Here is a 17,891-nt window from a genome sequence, read left to right as displayed (position 1 = left end):
GTGGACACACAGGTACGGTCAAGGAACCTCAACGGAGGTTCAGTCGGGCAGGTACTGCGCCAGCGATTCCGCATCCTCGCCCTCCTCCTCCAGGGCGCGGCGGACCACTCTCAGGGCGAGCCCTTCGGCATACCCCTTGCGGGCCAGCATCCCGGCGAGCCGGCGGATCCGCTTCTCCCTCTCCAGGCCGCGAGTGGCTCGGAGCTTGCGGTCGACGAGAGCGCGCGCCGTCTCCTCCTCCTGCTCCGCGTCGAGCTGCCCCACCGCGTGACCGATCGCCTCGGCGTCCACCCCCCGGGTGCGCAGTTCCTGGGCGAGGGCGCGTCGGGCCAGGCCCCGGCCGTGGTGCCGGGACTCCACCCAGGCGTTGGCGAACGCCTGGTCGTCGATCAGCCCGACGTCCTCGAACCTCTCCAGCACATGCTCCGCCGCCTCCTCCGGAATCTCCCGGCGGCGCATGGCGTCCGCAAGCTGCTTGCGAGTACGCGGGGTCCCGGTGAGCAGGCGCAAGCAGAGCGCCCGCGCCTGCTCCACGGGGTCCAGCGGGCGCTCCGGCTCGACCCCGGGCCTCTCCTGCCCGAAGGCAGGCGAGGAGGGAGAGAAGGCTCCGCGACCCTTGTGCCCGGACGCCACCGTCAGGCCTTGACGGCCGCGGCCTTGGTGGCCTTGGTGGCCTTGAGCGCCGGGATGGTCGTTGCATCGGCCTTGGCCGGGTCAGCCGCCGCTGCGTCGGCGGGAGCGCCCGCGGCGGTGCCGGACTCCTCGGCCAGGGCCTCGGGCCGGACGCCGATGCCGAGCTTCTCCTTGATCTTCCTCTCGATCTCGTCGGCGAGGTCGGGGTTGTCACGCAGGAAGTTCCGCGCGTTCTCCTTGCCCTGACCGAGCTGGTCGCCCTCGTACGTGTACCAGGCGCCGGACTTGCGGATGAAGCCGTGCTCCACACCCATGTCGATCAGCCCGCCCTCGCGGCTGATGCCCTGGCCGTACAGGATGTCGAACTCGGCCTGCTTGAAGGGCGGCGCGACCTTGTTCTTGACGATCTTCACACGGGTGCGGTTGCCCACCGCCTCGGTGCCGTCCTTGAGGGTCTCGATGCGGCGGATGTCCAGACGCACGGAGGCGTAGAACTTCAGCGCCCGGCCACCGGTCGTCGTCTCCGGGGAGCCGAACATCACGCCGACCTTCTCACGGAGCTGGTTGATGAAGATCGCGGTGGTCTTGGACTGGCTCAGCGCACCGGTGATCTTGCGCAGCGCCTGGCTCATCAGACGGGCCTGCAGACCCACGTGCGAGTCGCCCATCTCGCCCTCGATCTCGGCGCGCGGCACGAGGGCAGCCACGGAGTCGATCACGATGAGGTCCAGCGCGCCGGAGCGGATCAGCATGTCGGTGATCTCGAGGGCCTGCTCACCGTTGTCCGGCTGGGACAGCAGCAGCGAGTCCACGTCCACGCCGAGGCGGCGGGCGTACTCCGGGTCGAGGGCGTGCTCGGCGTCCACGAAGGCGACCTTGCCGCCGGCTCGCTGGGCGTTGGCCACCGCGTGCAGGGTCAGGGTCGTCTTTCCGGAGGACTCCGGGCCGTACACCTCCACCACACGACCGCGCGGGAGACCGCCGACACCGAGGGCGACGTCCAGGGCGGTGGACCCCGTCGAGATGACCTCGATGGGCTCGTTCGGCCGATCACCGAGGCGCATGACAGCACCCTTGCCGAACTGTCGTTCAATCTGTGCGAGCGCGGCGTCGAGCGCCTTGTCGCGGTCGGTTCCTGCCATGGGTTCCACCCTGGGTGTCTGAGTCGTTCGCTTCACGTCCATGACGCTACTGCCTGCCACTGACAATGCGCCCCGACGCCGCCCCGGCCTGTGGACAACCCCACGGGAGTCCGTGGAAGCCCTTGGGAAACCGGGCCCGGACATCCATGAGAATGGATGTTCGATTTTCATGTCAAGCGACCCGGCCTCAGGCGCCCCCGCCGTCCGCCCCGCCACGGCCGGTCCCGGCGGCCCCGCCGGTGTCGCCGTCCTCGCTTCCGCCGTCCGCCCCGCCCGGACCGCCTTCGTGCGATCGCCGGCGAAACAGCGGCCGCCGCTGCGGCCCGTGCGCGCGCGGATCCGTCACGGCGTACCGCTTCACGTACGCCCCGAGGAAGCCCTGCAGTGTCGCCGTCGCCGGGATCGCCACCAAAGCGCCCACCGCGCCAAGGAGCGCGGCGCCGGCGATCACCGATCCGAAGGCCACCGCGGGGTGGATGTCGACGGTGCGCGCGGTGATCCGCGGCTGCAGCACATAGTTCTCGAACTGCTGGTAGAGCACCACGAAGCCGAGCACCCACACCGCGTCCCAAGGGTCCTGCGTGAAGGCGATCAGCATCGGCAGCGCCCCTGCCAGGTAGGTGCCGACCGTCGGCACGAACTGCGAGACCACGCCGACCCAGACCGCCAGCGCCGGCGCGTACGGCACCCCGACGACCACGAACAGCACGTAGTGGGCGGTGCCCGAGATCAGCGCCATCAGCGCCCGCGAGTACAGGTAGCCGCCGGTCTTGGCCACCGCGATCTCCCAGGCCCGCAGCACCTCGGCCTGCCGGGCGGGCGGCAGCACCGAGCACACCGCACGGCGCATCCGGGGGCCGTCGGCGGCGAAGTAGAAGGTGAAGAGGCTGATCGTCAGCACCTGGAAGACCCCGCCGAGCACCGTCGCCGACAGTCCCCACACGTTGCCGGCCTGCCGCTGCACGTAAGTGCGCAGCCAGTCGGAGTGCAGCACGTTCTCCTGCAGCTTGCCCACGGACAAGTCGGTGCCGAAGGTCTGGTTGATCCACACGACCACGTCGTCGACGTACTCCGGCAGGTTGCGGCCGATCGTGGTGATCTGGTCCACCAGCAGGGAGCCGAGCAGCACCACGAAGATCCCGCCGGCGGCCAGCACGAGCAGGAAGACCAGCCCGGTCGCCCATCCCCTGCGCATACCGCGCGCGGCCATCCAGTCCACCGCCGGCTCGATCGCCAGGGCTCCGAAGAAGGCCAGCAGGATGTTCACCAGCAAACCGATGACCTGGTGGAATGCCCAGTTCGCCAGTTGGAAGACGGCCAGCAGCGCGAAAGCCAGCAGCATCGCCTTCGGCAGCCAGCGCGGCATACCGGAACCCCCGGCGCCCTCCCCCGCCCCCGTCCCCCGTCCCGGATCCCCGGGCTCCCCCGGCGACCGCGTCCCCTCGCTCGCCCCGGCTATCGTCTCGTCTCTTCCCGCCACGGCGTCAGCCCCACCCCGGCTCAGCGGCGGGACGCCGGAACGTCGACGGCCGCGCACACCGCCCGCCACACGTCCTTGGTCTCCCAGCCCTCGTCCAGTGCCTGGTGCACGGTCCGGCCGCCGAGCTCGGACATCACGTGGTCGCGCGCGAAGGAGTCGGCGTACGCCTCGCCGAAGTGCGCGCGCATCCGTTCCCAGAACACCGTCAGCTTCATGTGCCCCATTATCGCGCGCCACCGACCGAACGGGCGGGCGTCGCACTGAGGCGCAGGCGCCGGCTACCAGGCCCGCCGCACCCGCGGGGGCCCGTCGGCGCCTCGGGTAGACTGGGCGCAGCGAAGGGGAGTAGTCCCGCAATACCGGCTGGTCGACATACTGGACGTCCGTGGACGTCCCGGCCGCCGGGCCGCCGCACCGGGTGCGGGGTGGACGAGACCTTCGGCCAAGGCAAGACCTGGCCCGCACCAGTGTGCGGGCCACTCCGTCGTGCCGGGCCGTTGGCGCTTCCCGTCGCCCTCTGGGTGCCGTCGAGTCTGCGGTCCGGCCCCAGCAGAAAGCACCGGAATGACCTTCGACCCCCTGGCGCTCGTCACCGCCTTCGGGCTGATCTTCCTCGCCGAACTCCCGGACAAGACGATGTTCGCCTCGCTGGCGATGGGCACGCGCATGCGCCCGCTGTACGTCTGGTTCGGGACCTCGACCGCCTTCATCGTGCACGTGGCCATCGCGGTGGGCGCCGGCAGCCTGATCAGCCTGCTGCCGAGCATGGCGGTGAAACTGGTCTCCGCCGCCTTGTTCGCCTTCGGCGCCGTGGTACTGCTGCGGGGCGGGGGCGACGACGATCACGACGAGGCCGGCAGGACCGTGTCCGGGTTCTGGCCGGTGTACTCCACCGCGTTCACGGCCGTCTTCATCGGCGAGTGGGGCGATCTCACGCAGATCACCACCGCCAACCTCGCCGCCACCAACGGCTGGCTGCCGACCGCGATCGGATCGGCCGCCGCCCTGATGGCGGTTTCCGCCCTCGCCCTGGTGGTGGGCCGCTTCATCGCGAAGAAGGTCCCCCTGCAGACCATCCAGCGCGCCGGAGGCGTCTGCATGGCGGGCCTGGCCGTCTGGACCCTGGTCGAGGCGTTCACGGGCTGACGTTCCCGACGGCCCTGTCGAGCAGCGTGATGACCGGTGATGTTGCAGGGCGTACATTCGGTTTATGCGACCGCCGGCGCTGGAGGGCGACCTCCGTGCTTCGGCTCCCGCCGGGGGCCCGGAGCCGCGATGAAGGGCGGCATCCTACGGCGGCTGCCCCGGCGCCGGGCGGCCCCGCCCGGCGCGCGGACCGGCACCTCATGGGTGACGTTGTTGACCCAGGGCCACGGGCCGCTGGGTCTGGCCCTGTTCATGATCGGCTCCATCGTCGCCGCCGGCTTCATCCTGCCGCCCACCGAGCACCTGGCCTCGCTGATGGTGGTGGTCCCCGCCACCACGGCCGTGCTGGCGGGGGCCTGGACGACGGCCCTGAGCGCCGCCCTGTCGTGCGTCGCCGCCTTTGTGCTGGACGTCCACGACAACCTGCTGGGCACGACCATCCCCGCCGTGCACCAGTTGGAGATCCTCCTCGTCTCGGCGTTCGTCATCGCCTCCCGCAACATCCGTGACCGCAGCGTCCGGGAGCTGATGGAGGTACGGATCGTGTCCGACACCATCCAGCGCGTCCTGCTGCGCCCGCTGCCTCCGCGCATCGGGCCGCTGCTCGTGCGGGCGGCGTACCACGCCTCCCATCCCTACGCACAGATCGGCGGGGACCTGTACGCCGTGGCCCGGAGCGCGACTGGGGTGCGCTTCCTCATCGGGGACGTCAGGGGCAAGGGGCTGACCGCGGTCGAGGACGCGGAGGCCCTGCTCGGGGCGTTCCGGGGGGCCGCCCGCAGGATCGACTCGCTCCCGGAACTGGTGGCCGACCTGGAGCACACGGTGCGCGGCCATTTCGAGGAGAGCGGCCGGACCGACGCCAACGCCTTGGAGCGGTTCATCACCGCACTGGTCCTGGAGGTTCCCGACGACTGCGCCGAGATCCACATGGTCAGCTGCGGGCACCCCCCGCCCTACATGGCGCACCGGTCCCGCACCCGGCTGCTCTCCCCGGCCGAGCCCTCTCCCCCACTCGGCCTGGGCAGCCTGAACGCCGAGGACTACGTCGTCGACACCTTCCCCTTCGGCAGCGGGCCGACGCTGCTGCTCTACACCGACGGCGCCCTCGAGGCCCGCAACGGCGAGGGTCAGTTCTACGACCTGGCCGCGACCGTGGCCGCCTGGCCCGGTTCCCAGCCGGAGGAGCTGATCCAGCACGTGTTCGACGGACTTTCCGCGCACGTGGGCGGCGACATCACGCTCGAGGACGACATCGCCATGATCGCGGTGCAGTACGGCGACGGGTACCGCCCGGCCTCCCCGGCCACGTCCGGCGATCGGCTGCTCACCTCCTGAGGGACCGGGCGGATGGGCCCTTGCCCGACCGGTGTCGGCCAGCCGACCGCCGACAGCGCCCCGTTGCCCGGGAGGCCGCCGTACCGGCCGCGGGCGGGGCTCCTGCGGAACCGGAGGTGGGCGCGGGCACGGACGTCGCCCAGGCGGCCGGCAGCGTCCCACGGCCTGGCGGCCGCGGACGGTGGGACGGCGGTAGACCTCCACGTCGTCTCCTTGCGGTCGTGAACGCCCGGCGCCGGGGCGCCGACCGCCGGGGTCGCGACGGCCGGAGCGGTCACCGTGCGCATGCGAACCGCCCGGGTCCCGTCCCGGTCGCCCGCGACCGCCTTCCGCTCGCGGCGCCCTCCCCGCCCCGGCCGGACGCCCTGCTCCGCGCGCCGGACGGCCCGAGGCATGGTAGGAATCGGGCAGGGGTCCGGTGGCGAGTGGAGCACGCGTGATCCGGGTACTGGTGGTCGACGACGAGGCGCTGATCCGTACGGGCTTCCAGCGCATCCTGGATGCGGCGGACGACATCGAGGTCGTGGCCACTGTGCCCGGCGGGCAGGCGATCCGCACCGCGCAGGAGACCCAGCCCGACGTCGTCCTGCTGGACATCCGGATGCCCGACGTGGACGGGCTGACCGTGCTGGCCGGGCTCCGGCGGCTGCCGCGTCCTCCGGTGGTGGCGATGCTGACGACCTTCGACATGGACGAGTACGTGGCCACGGCGCTGCGTTCCGGCGCTGCCGGCTTCCTGCTGAAGGACACGGACCCCGAGGAACTGCCGTTCCTGGTGCGCAGCCTGGCGGGCGGCGGCGCCGTACTGTCGTCCAAGGTCACCCGGACGGTCGTGGACGGGTACCTGGGCGCGGGCCCGCAGGAATCGGCCGCCCGCGGCGTGGCCCGATTGACCGAGCGCGAGCGCGCCGTCCTGCTCCTGGTCGCCGAGGGGCTGTCGAACGCGGACATCGCCGGGCGGATGCACCTGGGAACGGGCACGGTCAAGGACCATGTGAGCGCCATCCTGACCAAACTGCAGGTGGGCAGCCGGGTGCAGGCGGCGCTGCTCGCCGAGCGCGCGGGGCTGCTCAGACGGCCGCAGGACGGTGAGGGCGCATGAGATTCCGGCGTCCGTCGCCCGTGGCGATGGACCTCGCCGTCGTCGCGGTCTCGCTGTTCGACATCTGGGCCAACGTCGACCCCGAGGAGTCGGTGCGCTTCGGCTGCGCCCTCGGCGGCGCCGTCGCCCTGATGCTGCGCCGCCGCGTGCCGCTGGTCACCTTCGTCCTGACGGTGCCCGCCGTGCTGGTCTCGGACGCGGCCTTCGCCACGCTGGCCGCGCTCTACACCCTCGCCTCGCTCACCCGCCGCCGGTGGCTGCTGGCGGTGTGCGCGCTGTGCTTCACCATCGCGGACATGGTGCCGTGGCCCGCGCCGAAGGTCGACCTGCTGGAGCCGTCGACGCTGATCACCTTGACTTACACGGCGGCGACGGCCGCGGCCCCGGTCTTCCTCGGCCAGCTGGTCCAGGCCCGGCGAGACCTGTCGCTGCGGCTCGCCGAGATCTCGGAGGCCCGCGACCACGAGCGGCTGCTCACCGCGCAGACGGTCCTCGCCAAGGAACGCGCGCAGCTCGCCCGGGAGATGCACGACGTGGTCTCCCACCAGGTCAGCCTGATCGCCGTACGGGCCGGTGCGCTCCAGGTCGGCACGCGGGACGCCGAGGTCAAGGAGGCCGCGGCGACGATCCGGCGGCTGAGCGTGCAGACCCTGGACGAGCTCCGGCACATGGTCAGCGTGCTGCGCGCCGCCGGCGGCCGACCCACGGAGCTCACCCCGCAGCCCTCGCTGGCCGACCTGGAACGGCTGGTGAGCGGCAGCGGGATCGAGGCCGACCTCCAGCCGGACCTGCCGGGCGGGCTGCCGCCGACAGTGCAGCGCGCGGTCTACCGCACCGTGCAGGAGGCGCTGACCAACGTGCGCAAGCACGCGCCCGGGGCCTCGGCGCGGGTCCGGATCAACCACCAGGGCGGCACCGTCCGGGTCACCGTCACCAACACCGCGCCCACCCGGCCGGCGCTCCCGCTGCCCAGCGCCCACTACGGCCTGGTCGGCCTGCGGCAGCGCGCGGCGCTGCTCGGCGGCACCGTCACCTCGGGCCCGACAGCCGACGGCGGCTACGAGCTGAGGCTGGAGCTGCCCGCCGCGGGCGCCTGAAGCGGCGCCACCGCCGCCTGGCCCGAACGAGCGCCGCCGGCCGTGCCCCGACACGGCGCCCGGGCCCCGCACGGGGCCTCGCCGGTACGACCAGGGCCCCGCACGGCGCGCAGCCGCCAGCGGCGCCGCGTGCTGCGTTGGGGGAGCGGCGGGGTCGTCAACGGCGCAGGCGGCCCGTGACCCGTACCGGGGGCGCGCGGTCGCACACCCGGGTGCTCCCTGCGCACCTGCGCGTGCGGGCCGCTCACGGAGGCCTACTGTGCGCACATGCCAGCCAACCCGCTAGATCGCGCCGAGCACTTCGTGTGGTTGACCGCACGGGTTCTCGAGCAGCACAGGTTCGCGTACCACTTCCGGAACGGCCCGGCGGACGCGGTGGAGACCGCGTTGTCCGCCTACCGCAACGCCGACGAGGGCTACGGCCACGCCCTCGACCCCGACCTGCGCGGCACGGCCAGCCAACCGCGGCACGTGGTCCACGCACTGCGCGTGCTCGACGAGATCGGCAGGTGCGGTGGCCGGCGCGCGGAACAGATCTGCCGCTATGTGACGGCCGCATCGACCCCGGAGGGCGCGCTGCCCGCCCTCCACCCCTCCCTGCGCGGTTTCCCGGCCGCCCCGTGGCTGACTCCGGTCGAGAGTCCTCCGGGCGACCTGCTGGCGACCGGGCCCGTGGTGGGCACCCTGCACCGCAACCAGGTGTGGCACGCCTGGCTGTTCCGCGCGACGGACTTCTGCTGGGCGACGGTCGAGACCCTCGACAAGACCCACCCCGGCGAGGCCGTGGCCGCGATGGCCTTCCTGGACCACGCGCCCGACCACGCGCGGGCCCATGACGCGGCGGCGCGGCTGGGACGGATCGTGCGCGAGCAGCGGCTCGTCGCGCTGGACCCCGGCCGGCCCACGGAGCGCGCGTCACGAACGGGCTCCCCCGGCGGCTCGCCGCGCTGCGCGTACGACTACGCCCGTACTCCCCAGTCCCTGGCGCGGGAATGGTTCACGGACGCCGAGATGGACCGCGCTCTCGACCACCTGGCGGCATGCCAGCACGAGGACGGCGGCTGGCCCGCGCGCCGGCCCGGATGGACACCCGCGTCGTCCCTGGAGTGGCGGCCCCTGGCCACCCTCGACGCGCTGCTCACCCTGCGGGCGTACGGGCGTCTCGCCTGAACCCGCTCAACCGGCGGCGTCGCGCAGCAGCAGCGCGGCCAGCGCCAGGGTCGTACCGTGCGGCGCGGCGAGGTCGAGCCCGGTGAGCTCGCCGATCCGTGCGAGCCGGTTGTCGACGGTATTGGGGTGCAGTCCCAACTGCCGGGCCGTGCTGCGCCGTTCCTGGCGGCAGCCGAGGTAGGTCCGCAGCGTCTCGACCAGATCCTCGCGGTGCGCGATCGGGTCGAGCAGGGCGGCTATGCGTCCGCTGCTCTCGTCACGCCGCGACAGGTGGTACTCGAGCAGTACGTCGTCGAGCCGGTGAAGCCCCGGCGGCAGCCCGCCCGCGCGGGCCACCCGCAGCACTTCCGAGGCCGTGCGGGCAGCGCCCGGGATCTCTTCGGGGCCGGCCGCCCGGACGGCGGCCAGCCGTATGTCCGGGGAGCAGGCGCGGCGCAGCGCGGCGAGCAGCGCGTCGTCAGCGGACGGGGCCAGGCGGGCGGGCACGACGGCGTGGCCGCCGCATTCGTCGAGCAGAGCCGGGACCTCGATGCCGAATGCGCGGTCCAGCGCGGCCTGGACGCGGCGGGGCCTGCGGTACGCGGCGGCCGGGGGGCGTGCGTCGGAGCCCTCGGCCGGGAAGTGGAGGGCCAGCACAAGGGCGCCGCCGGTCAGGCCCAACAGCCCGGCGGGGAAGCGTTCCGGGGGCAGGAAGCCGTCCAGCAGCGCCCGCACCAGGGCGCGGCGTTCCTCACGGCGCTCGCTGGCACGGGTGCTCCGCTCGTCCGGATACGTCTCGCAGACGGCGCCGACGATGCCCTCCTGGACATGGATGAGGACGTCGGCGAGTTCGGCGAGCGCGGCCTCCTCCCCGGGGCGGGCCACCGCGCGCAGCGCCCGCCAGAGCACGGCGGTGCCGCGCAGACGGCTCCGCAGCACGAGGTGCGGGGGCGCCCCTTCCTCGGCATACCGCGCGGCGCATTCCCTGAAACGGTCGACGCCGGCGGGCTCCGGCCGCTCGGTGGGGCCGCCCTCGGCGCCCCGGCCCAGAAAGAGCCGCAGGCAGTCGCGCGCGGTGGCGGCGATCTCCCCGTCCTCGGCGCCGGCGGGCGGCTCGGCGTGACCGCTGAGATCGGTGGAGGGGGCGCCCGTCGTCATGGAGCGGGCGATCTCGTTCACCTTGCGCTCGCAGCGCGCGGCGAGGGCGCGGGCCGCGTCGGACAGGAGCGGCAGGGTGTCGGCCGCCATCGTCCCACCCCTCACGTACGCGCCTGTTGTGACGGGTCACATTAACCCGTCACCCGGTGACGTTGCGCTGTCCTGCGGTCACCTCCGCGGCCACGGCGACGGCCGGCGCCAAGGATCGCGCCCCGGTACCGGAGCCGAATCCGGGCCGTCGCGGGAGCCGAATCCAGGCCGTCGCCTCCCCGCCCGTCCCGGCCGGTGAGAGGGGCACGGGCCCGAGGCGAGGGCGCTTTGTCAGTGCGGCGAGGCAGGATGGATGACATGTCGCCACGGAGCACTGGGCGCACCCCGCAGGAGCCGGATCCCGCGGGGGCCCTCGACGCGTTCGCCCCCGCCACCCGCGCGTGGTTCACGGGGGCCTTCAGCGCGCCCACGGCCGCCCAGGCGGGAGCGTGGCGGGCGATCGCCGGCGGTTCGGACGTGCTCGTGGTCGCCCCCACCGGCTCCGGCAAGACGCTCGCGGCGTTCCTGGCGGCCCTGGACCGGCTGGCGTCGACGCCGCCGCCGGCCGAGGCAAAGCGTCGTTGCCGCGTGCTGTACGTGTCGCCGCTGAAGGCACTCGCCGTCGACGTGGAGCGCAATCTGCGCAGCCCGCTGACCGGTCTGCGGCACGAGTCCGTGCGGCTGGGGCTGCCGGAGCCGCAGGTGCGGGTGGGGATCCGCTCGGGCGACACCCCGGCCGCCGAGCGGCGCGCGCTCGCGACCCGGCCACCGGACATCCTGATCACGACCCCCGAGTCGCTGTTCCTGATGCTCACCTCCTCGGCCAGGGAGTCGCTGCGCGGCGTCGAGACCGTGATCCTGGACGAGGTGCACGCCGTGGCGGGCACCAAGCGCGGCGCGCACCTGGCGCTGTCGCTGGAGCGGCTGGACGAGTTGCTGGAGCGCCCCGCGCGGCGCATCGGGCTGTCGGCGACGGTCCGCCCGGTGGACGAGGTGGCGCGCTTCCTGTCGCCGCGGCGCAAGGTGACGGTCGTCCAGCCCCCGTCGCAGAAGGAGTTCCACCTGTCGGTGGTCGTCCCCGTCGAGGATCTGGGCGAGCTCGGCGGCTCTCCGGCCACCGAGGGCGACGACCCGAGGCCGTCGATCTGGCCGCACGTCGAGGAGCGCATCGCCGACCTGGTGCAGGACCACCGCTCGACCATCGTCTTCGCCAACTCCCGCCGTCTGGCCGAGCGGTTGTGCAACCGGCTCAACGAGATCGCGTACGAGCGGGCCATGGGCGCACCCCTGCCTGAGGGAGCGCCGCCCGCGCAGATCATGGCGCAGTCCGGGGCGGCGCAGGGGGCACCCCCACTGCTGGCCAGGGCCCACCACGGATCGGTCTCCAAGGAGCAGCGCGCCCTGGTGGAGGAGGATCTCAAGGCCGGCCGGCTGCCGGCCGTCGTCGCCACGTCCAGCCTGGAGCTGGGCATCGACATGGGCGCGGTCGACCTGGTCGTGCAGGTGGAGTCCCCGCCCTCGGTGGCGTCCGGACTGCAGCGCGTGGGCCGGGCCGGACACCAGGTGGGCGCCGTCTCGACGGGAGTGGTCTTCCCCAAGTACCGCGGCGACCTGGTGCAGTCGGCGGTCGTCACCGAGCGGATGCGGGAGGGGGCGATCGAGGCGCTGCGCGTCCCGGCCAATCCCCTGGACGTGCTGGCGCAGCAACTCGTCGCGATGACGGCGCTGGACACCTGGGACGTCGACGAACTGCTGGCGGTGGTGCGCCGAGCGGCGCCCTTCGCGGCGCTTCCGCACTCGGCGTACACCGCGGTGCTCGACATGCTGGCCGGGCGCTACCCCTCCGACGCCTTCGCGGAGCTGCGCCCGCGCGTGGTGTGGGACCGGGTGGCGAACACCGTGACGGGCCGGCCGGGCGCGCAGCGTCTGGCGGTGACCTCGGGCGGCACCATCCCCGACCGCGGGCTGTTCGGGGTGTTCCTGGCCGGCGCCGACCCGAAGAAGGGCGGCGGCCGAGTCGGCGAACTGGACGAGGAGATGGTCTACGAGTCACGGGTGGGCGACGTCTTCACCCTGGGCACGACCTCCTGGCGGATCGAGGACATCACCCGCGACCGGGTGCTGGTCTCCCCTGCCCCAGGTGTGCCGGGGCGGCTGCCGTTCTGGAAGGGCGACCAGCTCGGCCGTCCACTCGAGCTGGGGCGCGCGCTCGGCGCCTTCCTCCGGGAGGTCGCCGCCCTCGATCCGCGAAAGGGACGGGCTCGGCTGGCCGCCGCGGGCCTGGACCCCTGGGCTGTCGACAATGTGCTGGCCTACCTGGAGGAGCAGCGCAAGGCCTGCGGCCATGTGCCGGACGACCGTACCATCGTGGTCGAGCGCTTCCGGGACGAACTGGGCGACTGGCGGGTGGTCGTCCACTCCCCCTTCGGCGCCCAGGTCCACGCCCCGTGGGCGCTCGCGCTGGGCGCCCGGCTCGGTGAGCGGTACGGCTTCGACGCGCAGGTGATGCACGCCGACGACGGCATCGTGCTGCGCCTTCCGGACGCGGACCTGATGGGCCTCGAGCTGCTGGACGCGGAGCCCGCCCGGCAGGGCGCCGAGTACGACGCCGACCGGTCACCGGTGGGCGCCGCCGACGTCGTCTTCGACAAGGGCGAGGTCGAACAGCTCGTCACCGACCAGGTCGGCGGTTCCGCCCTGTTCGCGTCGCGGTTCCGGGAGTGCGCGGCCCGCGCGCTGCTGCTGCCCCGCCGCGATCCTGGCCGGCGCACCCCGCTGTGGCAGCAGCGCCAGCGGGCCGCCCAGCTGCTCCAGGTGGCCTCGGAGTTCGGTTCCTTCCCCATCGTGCTGGAGGCCGTCCGCGAGTGCCTGCAGGACGTCTTCGACGTCCCCGGGCTGGTCGAGCTGATGGGCGACATCGAGTCCCGCAAGGTACGGCTGGTCGAGGTGACGACACCCGAGCCGTCGCCGTTCGCCAAGTCGCTGCTCTTCGGCTATGTGGCGCAGTTCCTCTACGAGGGCGACTCGCCGCTGGCCGAGCGGCGCGCCGCGGCCCTCTCGCTGGACTCCCGGCTGCTGTCGGAGCTCCTGGGCCAGGCGGAGCTGCGGGAACTGCTGGACGCCGACGTCATGGTGGAGCTGGAGCGCGAGCTGCAGTGGCTCACCGAGGACCGGCGGATCAAGGATCCCGAGGGCGTCGCCGACGTGCTGCGGCTGCTCGGCCCGCTGGACGACGCCGAGCTGGCCGCCCGCGGAGCGGAGCCGGGGTGGGCGGCCGGGCTGGAGGGCGCGCGCCGGGTGATCAGGGTCCGTGTCGCGGGCGCGGACCGCTGGGCCGCCGTGGAGGACGCCGGGCGGCTGCGGGACGCGCTCGGCACCGCGCTGCCGGTCGGCGTGCCGGAGGCCTTCACCGAGCCCGTCCGGGACCCCTTGGCGGATCTGCTGGCCCGGTACGCGCGTACCCACGGCCCGTTCACCTCGGCCGAGGCCGCCCAGCGCTTCGGCCTGGGCACCGCCGTCGCGGACGGCACCCTGCACCGGCTCGCCGCGTCCGGCAGGATCGTGCAGGGTGAGTTCCGGCCGGGCGGCGCGGGCCACGAGTGGTGCGACGCCGGAGTGCTGCGGCGGCTGCGACGGCGCTCGCTGGCGGCGCTGCGGCAGGAACTGGAACCCGTGCCGCCGACCACCCTGGCCGCCTTCCTGCCGCAGTGGCAGCACGTGGGCACGCACAGTCTGCGCGGTCTCGACGGCCTGGTGCGGGCCGTGGAGCAGCTCCAGGGCGCCGCGGTGCCCGCCTCGGCCCTGGAGAAGCTGGTCCTGCCGGCCCGCGTGGCGGACTACACCCCGGCGATGCTGGACGAGCTCACGTCGGCCGGCGAGATCGTGTGGGCGGGGGCCGGCGCCCTGCAGGGCAAGGACGGCTGGGTGTCGCTGTATCTCGCCGACTCCGCACCACTGCTGCTGCCGCAGCCGCAGCCCTTGGAGCTCTCCCCGGTCCACCGCGCGGTCCTTGACGGCCTCTCGGGGGGCTACGGGCTGTTCTTCCGCCAGATCTGCGAGCAGGTCCGCGCCGCCGGGCACGAGGTGTCCGATCCCGAACTCGCCGAGGTGCTCTGGGAGCTGGCCTGGTCGGGCCGGCTGACCAATGACACGCTCGCGCCGCTGCGCGCCCTGCTCGGCTCCGGCCGCACGGCCGGCTCCACCGCGCACCGGGCACCGCGTGCGGTGCCCCGAGGCCGCTACGGCGCCTTCACGGCCCGTACCGGCCGGCCCTCGCCAAGGGCGACGGCCTCGCGGAGCGGCCCGCCGACGACCGCCGGCCGCTGGTCCCTGGTGCCGGCCGTGGAGCCCGACGCGACGCACCGGGCGCACGCACTCACCCACACCCTGCTCGACCGGCACGGCGTGGTGACCCGCGGCGCGGTGGCCGCCGAGGGTGTGGAGGGCGGTTTCTCGGCCGCGTACCGGGTGCTCTCGGCCTTCGAGGAGACCGGCCAGGCGCGCCGCGGCTACGTCGTCGAGGGCCTGGGCGCGGCGCAGTTCGCCATGGACGGCGCCGTGGACCGGCTGCGGGCCATCAGCAACGCGCGGGAGCGCGAGGAGGCCCGGCACGACAAGGCGCGCACCGTTGTGCTGGCCGCAGCCGACCCGGCCAACGCCTATGGGGCCGCCCTGCCGTGGCCCGAACAGCCCGCGGGGGTGACCCACCGGCCGGGACGCAAGGCGGGGGCGCTGGTCGTCCTGGTCGACGGCGAGCTCACGCTGTACGTGGAGCGCGGCGGGAAGACACTGCTGGCCTGGCCCGGGCCCGCCGGGGCGGCGGCCGACGGCCGAGAGGGCGGCGGCGCGGACGAGGAGCGGTTGCAGGCGGCCGCCGACGCACTCGCCCTGGCTGTGCGGGACGGGGCGCTCGGCCGGCTCACCGTGGAGCGCACCAACGGCGAGTCGGCTCTCACCTCGGCGCTCGGCCGCGCCCTGGAGGCGGCCGGTTTCCACGCGACACCCCGCGGCCTGCGGCTGCGGTCCTGAACGCACACGACGGGAACAGGGGGAGCCGTGCCCGAGGGCGACACGATCTGGCTGGCCGCGCACCGGCTGCACCGGGCGCTGGCGGGCCACGTCCTGCTCCGCGCGGACCTGCGCGTGCCGCGGCTGGCCACGACCGACCTGTCGGGACGCCACGTGCAGGAGGTCGTGGCCCGAGGCAAGCACCTGCTGATCCGGATCGAGGGCGGGTTGACCCTCCACTCACATCTGCGCATGGACGGTTCCTGGCAGGTGTACGCACCCGGCGAGCGCTGGCGGGGCGGCCCCGACCACCAGGTCCGGGCGGTCCTCGCCCATGCCGAACGGGTCGCGGTCGGTTACCGGCTGCCCGTGCTGGAGCTGCTGCGGTCTGCCGAGGAGGATCGGGCGGTCGGCCATCTCGGGCCGGATCTGCTCGGCCCGGACTGGGATCCGGTGGAGGCGGTGCGCCGGCTGACCGCCGACCCGGCAAGGCCGGTCGGTGACGCGTTGCTGGACCAGCGCAATCTCGCCGGCATAGGCAACGTCTACAAGTGCGAGGTGTGCTTCCTGCGAGGCGTCACGCCCTGGACGCCGGTCGGCGACGTCCCCGAACCGGAACGGGTCGTCGCACTCGCCAGAAAGTTGCTGCAGGCCAACAAGACCCGGCACGGCCACATCACCACCGGCGACACCCGGCGCGGCCGTACCCACTGGGTGTACGGCCGCGACCGGCACGGCTGCCTGCGCTGCGGCACGCAGATCCGCGTCGCCGAACTGGGACCGCCCGGGCAGCCCCGGGTGACGTACTGGTGCCCGCACTGCCAGCGGGGGCCGGCACCGACGCCATCCTCCCGGCCGGCGCCGCGGTCCCGCTGAGGACAATCGGCGTGACCGGCCCCGTCGGCTCCGACGGCGGAGGCCCTCGCCCGGCCGTCACCCCGCACACCGGTGGCGGCGTCACCGAGGGCTTCCGTCATCCAGCCCCGTCCCGCGCCCGTCTCGGGGGCTCGGTGCGAGGTGCGAGGTGCGAGGTGCGAGGTGCCGCAGGCACCGGTGTGCGCCGCGCCCGAGGACCGCGAGAGGGCCCGGGCGCGGGCACCCGCGTTCGCACCGGCTTCCACAACCGGTCACCCGTGCCCCGTGTCAGCCCTGCCGACCGGCCGCACCCCGCGCCCTGACGGGGGCGTCGTCATGGCCGAGCCGTGACGTGCTCCGGGGTCCCGGCACTCTTCCCGGAAGCCCTCCCGGCACCGGGCCCTCAACCTCGCGGACGGCCGCCCGGGCGGCGGACGATGATCCCCGTGACCACCTCGCCGTGTGCAGGGGGACGATGCTGAGCCCCCAGCCACCGGCGACGACCAGGCCCTCGAAGGAGCCTGCCTGTGCGGGCTGGGCGACGAGCCTCAGCAGGGCCCACCACCACACCACACCCGCGACGAAAGCGATCGCCCAGCGGACCGCCCGCTGGGCCCACAGCTCGTGAAACAGGCGGAGAACATACATGGCCGCCTCCTTCGGAGCCCCGAGGTTGCGGCGGGAATCACCAAGGACCCAGTCCCGGGCTTTCCCCGTACACAGGTGCGATCCCCTGCCGGCAAGATCTCTAGACCTCCGCCGGTAGGCCTCGGACCGCGTTCACTCGAACGGAGGACGCATACCGCTACTACCTGCGACATTTTGCGGCGGACGGCGACCCAGGGCGACGACGCCCTTAGCCTGCCCTTAGCCCCGGGGTGACCTCCGGGCCCCCGCCGGTCTCGTCGCTCAGCCGACCCGTCGACGCCCGTGCGGCCCGTACCCCGAAGACCCGGCCGGTGCCGCCGCCCGTCCGCCCCCACCACGGCACGCCCGAAAAGGACAGCAACGCCGGCACGGGGGTGTGAGCGGAACGCTCCACCCGTCTTCCGGTCGCGTTCCGGCCGGCCGGAAGGATTCCGGGATCCTTCCGCTACCCGATAACCCACGGCACGCCGTGAGACGCGCCGGCACACCTCGAAACCGTCGTTTCCGCAGTTCAGACACGTGTGAGTCACGTGCGAGGCCCTGATCGGGTCACACGTTCTCCGCCTGGAACATCCAGTGGTGCTTCTCGAGATCGGCGGCCAGGCCGATCAGGATGTCCTGGGTCACCGGATCGGGCTTCTCCGTCGCCTCGATCCCCGCGCGCACCCGCCTGATCACGGCGTCCAGTGCGGCGATCATGACCGCGACCACCTTGTCGTCCTTGATCCAGCCGTCCGACACCTCGTCGATCCTGCTGCCCTTGGACACCGTCCCGGCACGCCCGTCGGGCGTGACGCCGATGGCGGCCGCCCGTTCCGCGACGGTGTCGGCGTAGGTCCGCGCGGTGGTCACCACGTCGTCGAGCTGAAGGTGGATGGACCGGAACCGCGCCCCCACAACGTTCCAGTGCACCTGCTTGGCGACGAGCGACAAGTCAATGAGGTCGCTGAGGGTGTGCTGGAGCGCCTCGCCCACGATCCGGCGGTCGGCCTCGGGCAGCGTGCTCTTCACGAATGTCATGCCGCTCCTCCTCGGGAATTGCTCACGTAGCGGGACCGCCTCTCGGCGGAACCCGTCATATGAGCGCCTTCCCCGGATCCGCGAAC

The 17,891-nt window shown here is 73.5% G+C and carries 13 protein-coding genes and 1 pseudogene; 7 read left to right on the top strand and 7 right to left on the bottom strand.

From position 1 onward, the window contains the following. Positions 1 to 39 precede the first annotated feature (39 nt). The 4 genes and pseudogenes from recX to ACRWND_RS10730 form a co-directional block, all read right to left on the bottom strand. Positions 40 to 681 (bottom strand): annotated as a pseudogene (gene recX, locus ACRWND_RS10745) (recombination regulator RecX); the annotation flags it as partial. Further along, a complete protein-coding gene (gene recA / locus ACRWND_RS10740) occupies positions 636 to 1,775 on the bottom strand; it encodes a recombinase RecA (protein WP_431948449.1) in 1,140 nt (379 codons plus the stop codon). The pseudogene recX and the gene recA, both read right to left, overlap by 46 nt. A 187-nt stretch (positions 1,776 to 1,962) precedes the next feature. Further along, a complete protein-coding gene (locus ACRWND_RS10735; protein WP_431948447.1) occupies positions 1,963 to 3,141 on the bottom strand; it encodes an AI-2E family transporter in 1,179 nt (392 codons plus the stop codon). 134 nt (positions 3,142 to 3,275) lie between these two features. After that, positions 3,276 to 3,470, bottom strand: coding sequence for a DUF3046 domain-containing protein (locus ACRWND_RS10730; protein ID WP_431948445.1), 195 nt, complete (start codon positions 3,468 to 3,470; stop codon positions 3,276 to 3,278). Between the two features lie 349 nt (positions 3,471 to 3,819). On the opposite strand from ACRWND_RS10730, the gene ACRWND_RS10725 reads away from it, so the two are divergent. The 5 genes from ACRWND_RS10725 (at position 3,820) to ACRWND_RS10705 (ending at position 9,108) form a co-directional block, all read left to right on the top strand. Continuing rightward, positions 3,820 to 4,401 (top strand): TMEM165/GDT1 family protein, encoded by a 582-nt coding sequence (locus tag ACRWND_RS10725; RefSeq protein ID WP_431948443.1) that lies wholly within the window; start codon positions 3,820 to 3,822, stop codon positions 4,399 to 4,401. Between the two features lie 129 nt (positions 4,402 to 4,530). After that, entirely contained in the window at positions 4,531 to 5,739 is a 1,209-nt protein-coding gene (locus ACRWND_RS10720; protein ID WP_431948441.1) for a PP2C family protein-serine/threonine phosphatase, read from the top strand. 436 nt (positions 5,740 to 6,175) lie between these two features. Continuing rightward, positions 6,176 to 6,841, top strand: a complete 666-nt coding sequence (locus ACRWND_RS10715) for a response regulator (RefSeq protein ID WP_431948439.1) — start codon at positions 6,176 to 6,178, stop codon at positions 6,839 to 6,841. Further along, positions 6,838 to 7,938, top strand: a complete 1,101-nt coding sequence (locus ACRWND_RS10710) for a sensor histidine kinase (RefSeq protein WP_431948437.1) — start codon at positions 6,838 to 6,840, stop codon at positions 7,936 to 7,938. The genes ACRWND_RS10715 and ACRWND_RS10710 overlap by 4 nt, the downstream gene beginning before the upstream one ends. Before the next feature lie 267 nt (positions 7,939 to 8,205). Continuing rightward, positions 8,206 to 9,108 (top strand): hypothetical protein, encoded by a 903-nt coding sequence (locus tag ACRWND_RS10705; protein ID WP_431948435.1) that lies wholly within the window; start codon positions 8,206 to 8,208, stop codon positions 9,106 to 9,108. A gap of 6 nt (positions 9,109 to 9,114) precedes the next feature. On the opposite strand, the gene ACRWND_RS10700 is transcribed toward ACRWND_RS10705, so the two are convergent. Next, the gene (locus ACRWND_RS10700) at positions 9,115 to 10,335 is read right to left on the bottom strand and encodes a PucR family transcriptional regulator (RefSeq protein ID WP_431948433.1); all 1,221 of its coding nucleotides are present in this window, start codon (positions 10,333 to 10,335) and stop codon (positions 9,115 to 9,117) included. Between the two features lie 258 nt (positions 10,336 to 10,593). Here ACRWND_RS10700 and ACRWND_RS10695 point away from each other — a divergent pair, with 258 nt between their 5' ends. Both ACRWND_RS10695 and ACRWND_RS10690 read left to right on the top strand, forming a co-directional pair. After that, a complete protein-coding gene (locus ACRWND_RS10695) occupies positions 10,594 to 15,303 on the top strand; it encodes an ATP-dependent helicase (RefSeq protein WP_431948432.1) in 4,710 nt (1,569 codons plus the stop codon). A gap of 27 nt (positions 15,304 to 15,330) precedes the next feature. Further along, the gene (locus ACRWND_RS10690) at positions 15,331 to 16,158 is read left to right on the top strand and encodes a DNA-formamidopyrimidine glycosylase family protein (RefSeq protein WP_431948430.1); all 828 of its coding nucleotides are present in this window, start codon (positions 15,331 to 15,333) and stop codon (positions 16,156 to 16,158) included. 267 nt (positions 16,159 to 16,425) lie between these two features. Here the strand turns inward: ACRWND_RS10690 and ACRWND_RS10685 are convergent, their stop codons facing one another. Together ACRWND_RS10685 and ACRWND_RS10680 are read right to left on the bottom strand one after the other, a co-directional pair. Then, positions 16,426 to 16,785, bottom strand: a complete 360-nt coding sequence (locus ACRWND_RS10685) for a hypothetical protein (RefSeq protein WP_431948428.1) — start codon at positions 16,783 to 16,785, stop codon at positions 16,426 to 16,428. A gap of 549 nt (positions 16,786 to 17,334) precedes the next feature. Then, positions 17,335 to 17,805 carry a Dps family protein gene (locus tag ACRWND_RS10680; protein ID WP_431948426.1) on the bottom strand — a complete coding sequence of 157 codons (471 nt, stop codon included), beginning with the start codon at positions 17,803 to 17,805 and terminating at the stop codon, positions 17,335 to 17,337. Between the last annotated feature and the right edge of the window lie 86 nt (positions 17,806 to 17,891).

It is taken from the genome of Actinacidiphila sp. bgisy167, assembly GCF_965342175.1.
Taxonomy (GTDB): Bacteria; Actinomycetota; Actinomycetes; order Streptomycetales; family Streptomycetaceae; genus Actinacidiphila.
Note: the sequence above shows the minus strand (reverse complement) of the source record. Positions and strands in the feature narration are given on the sequence as shown.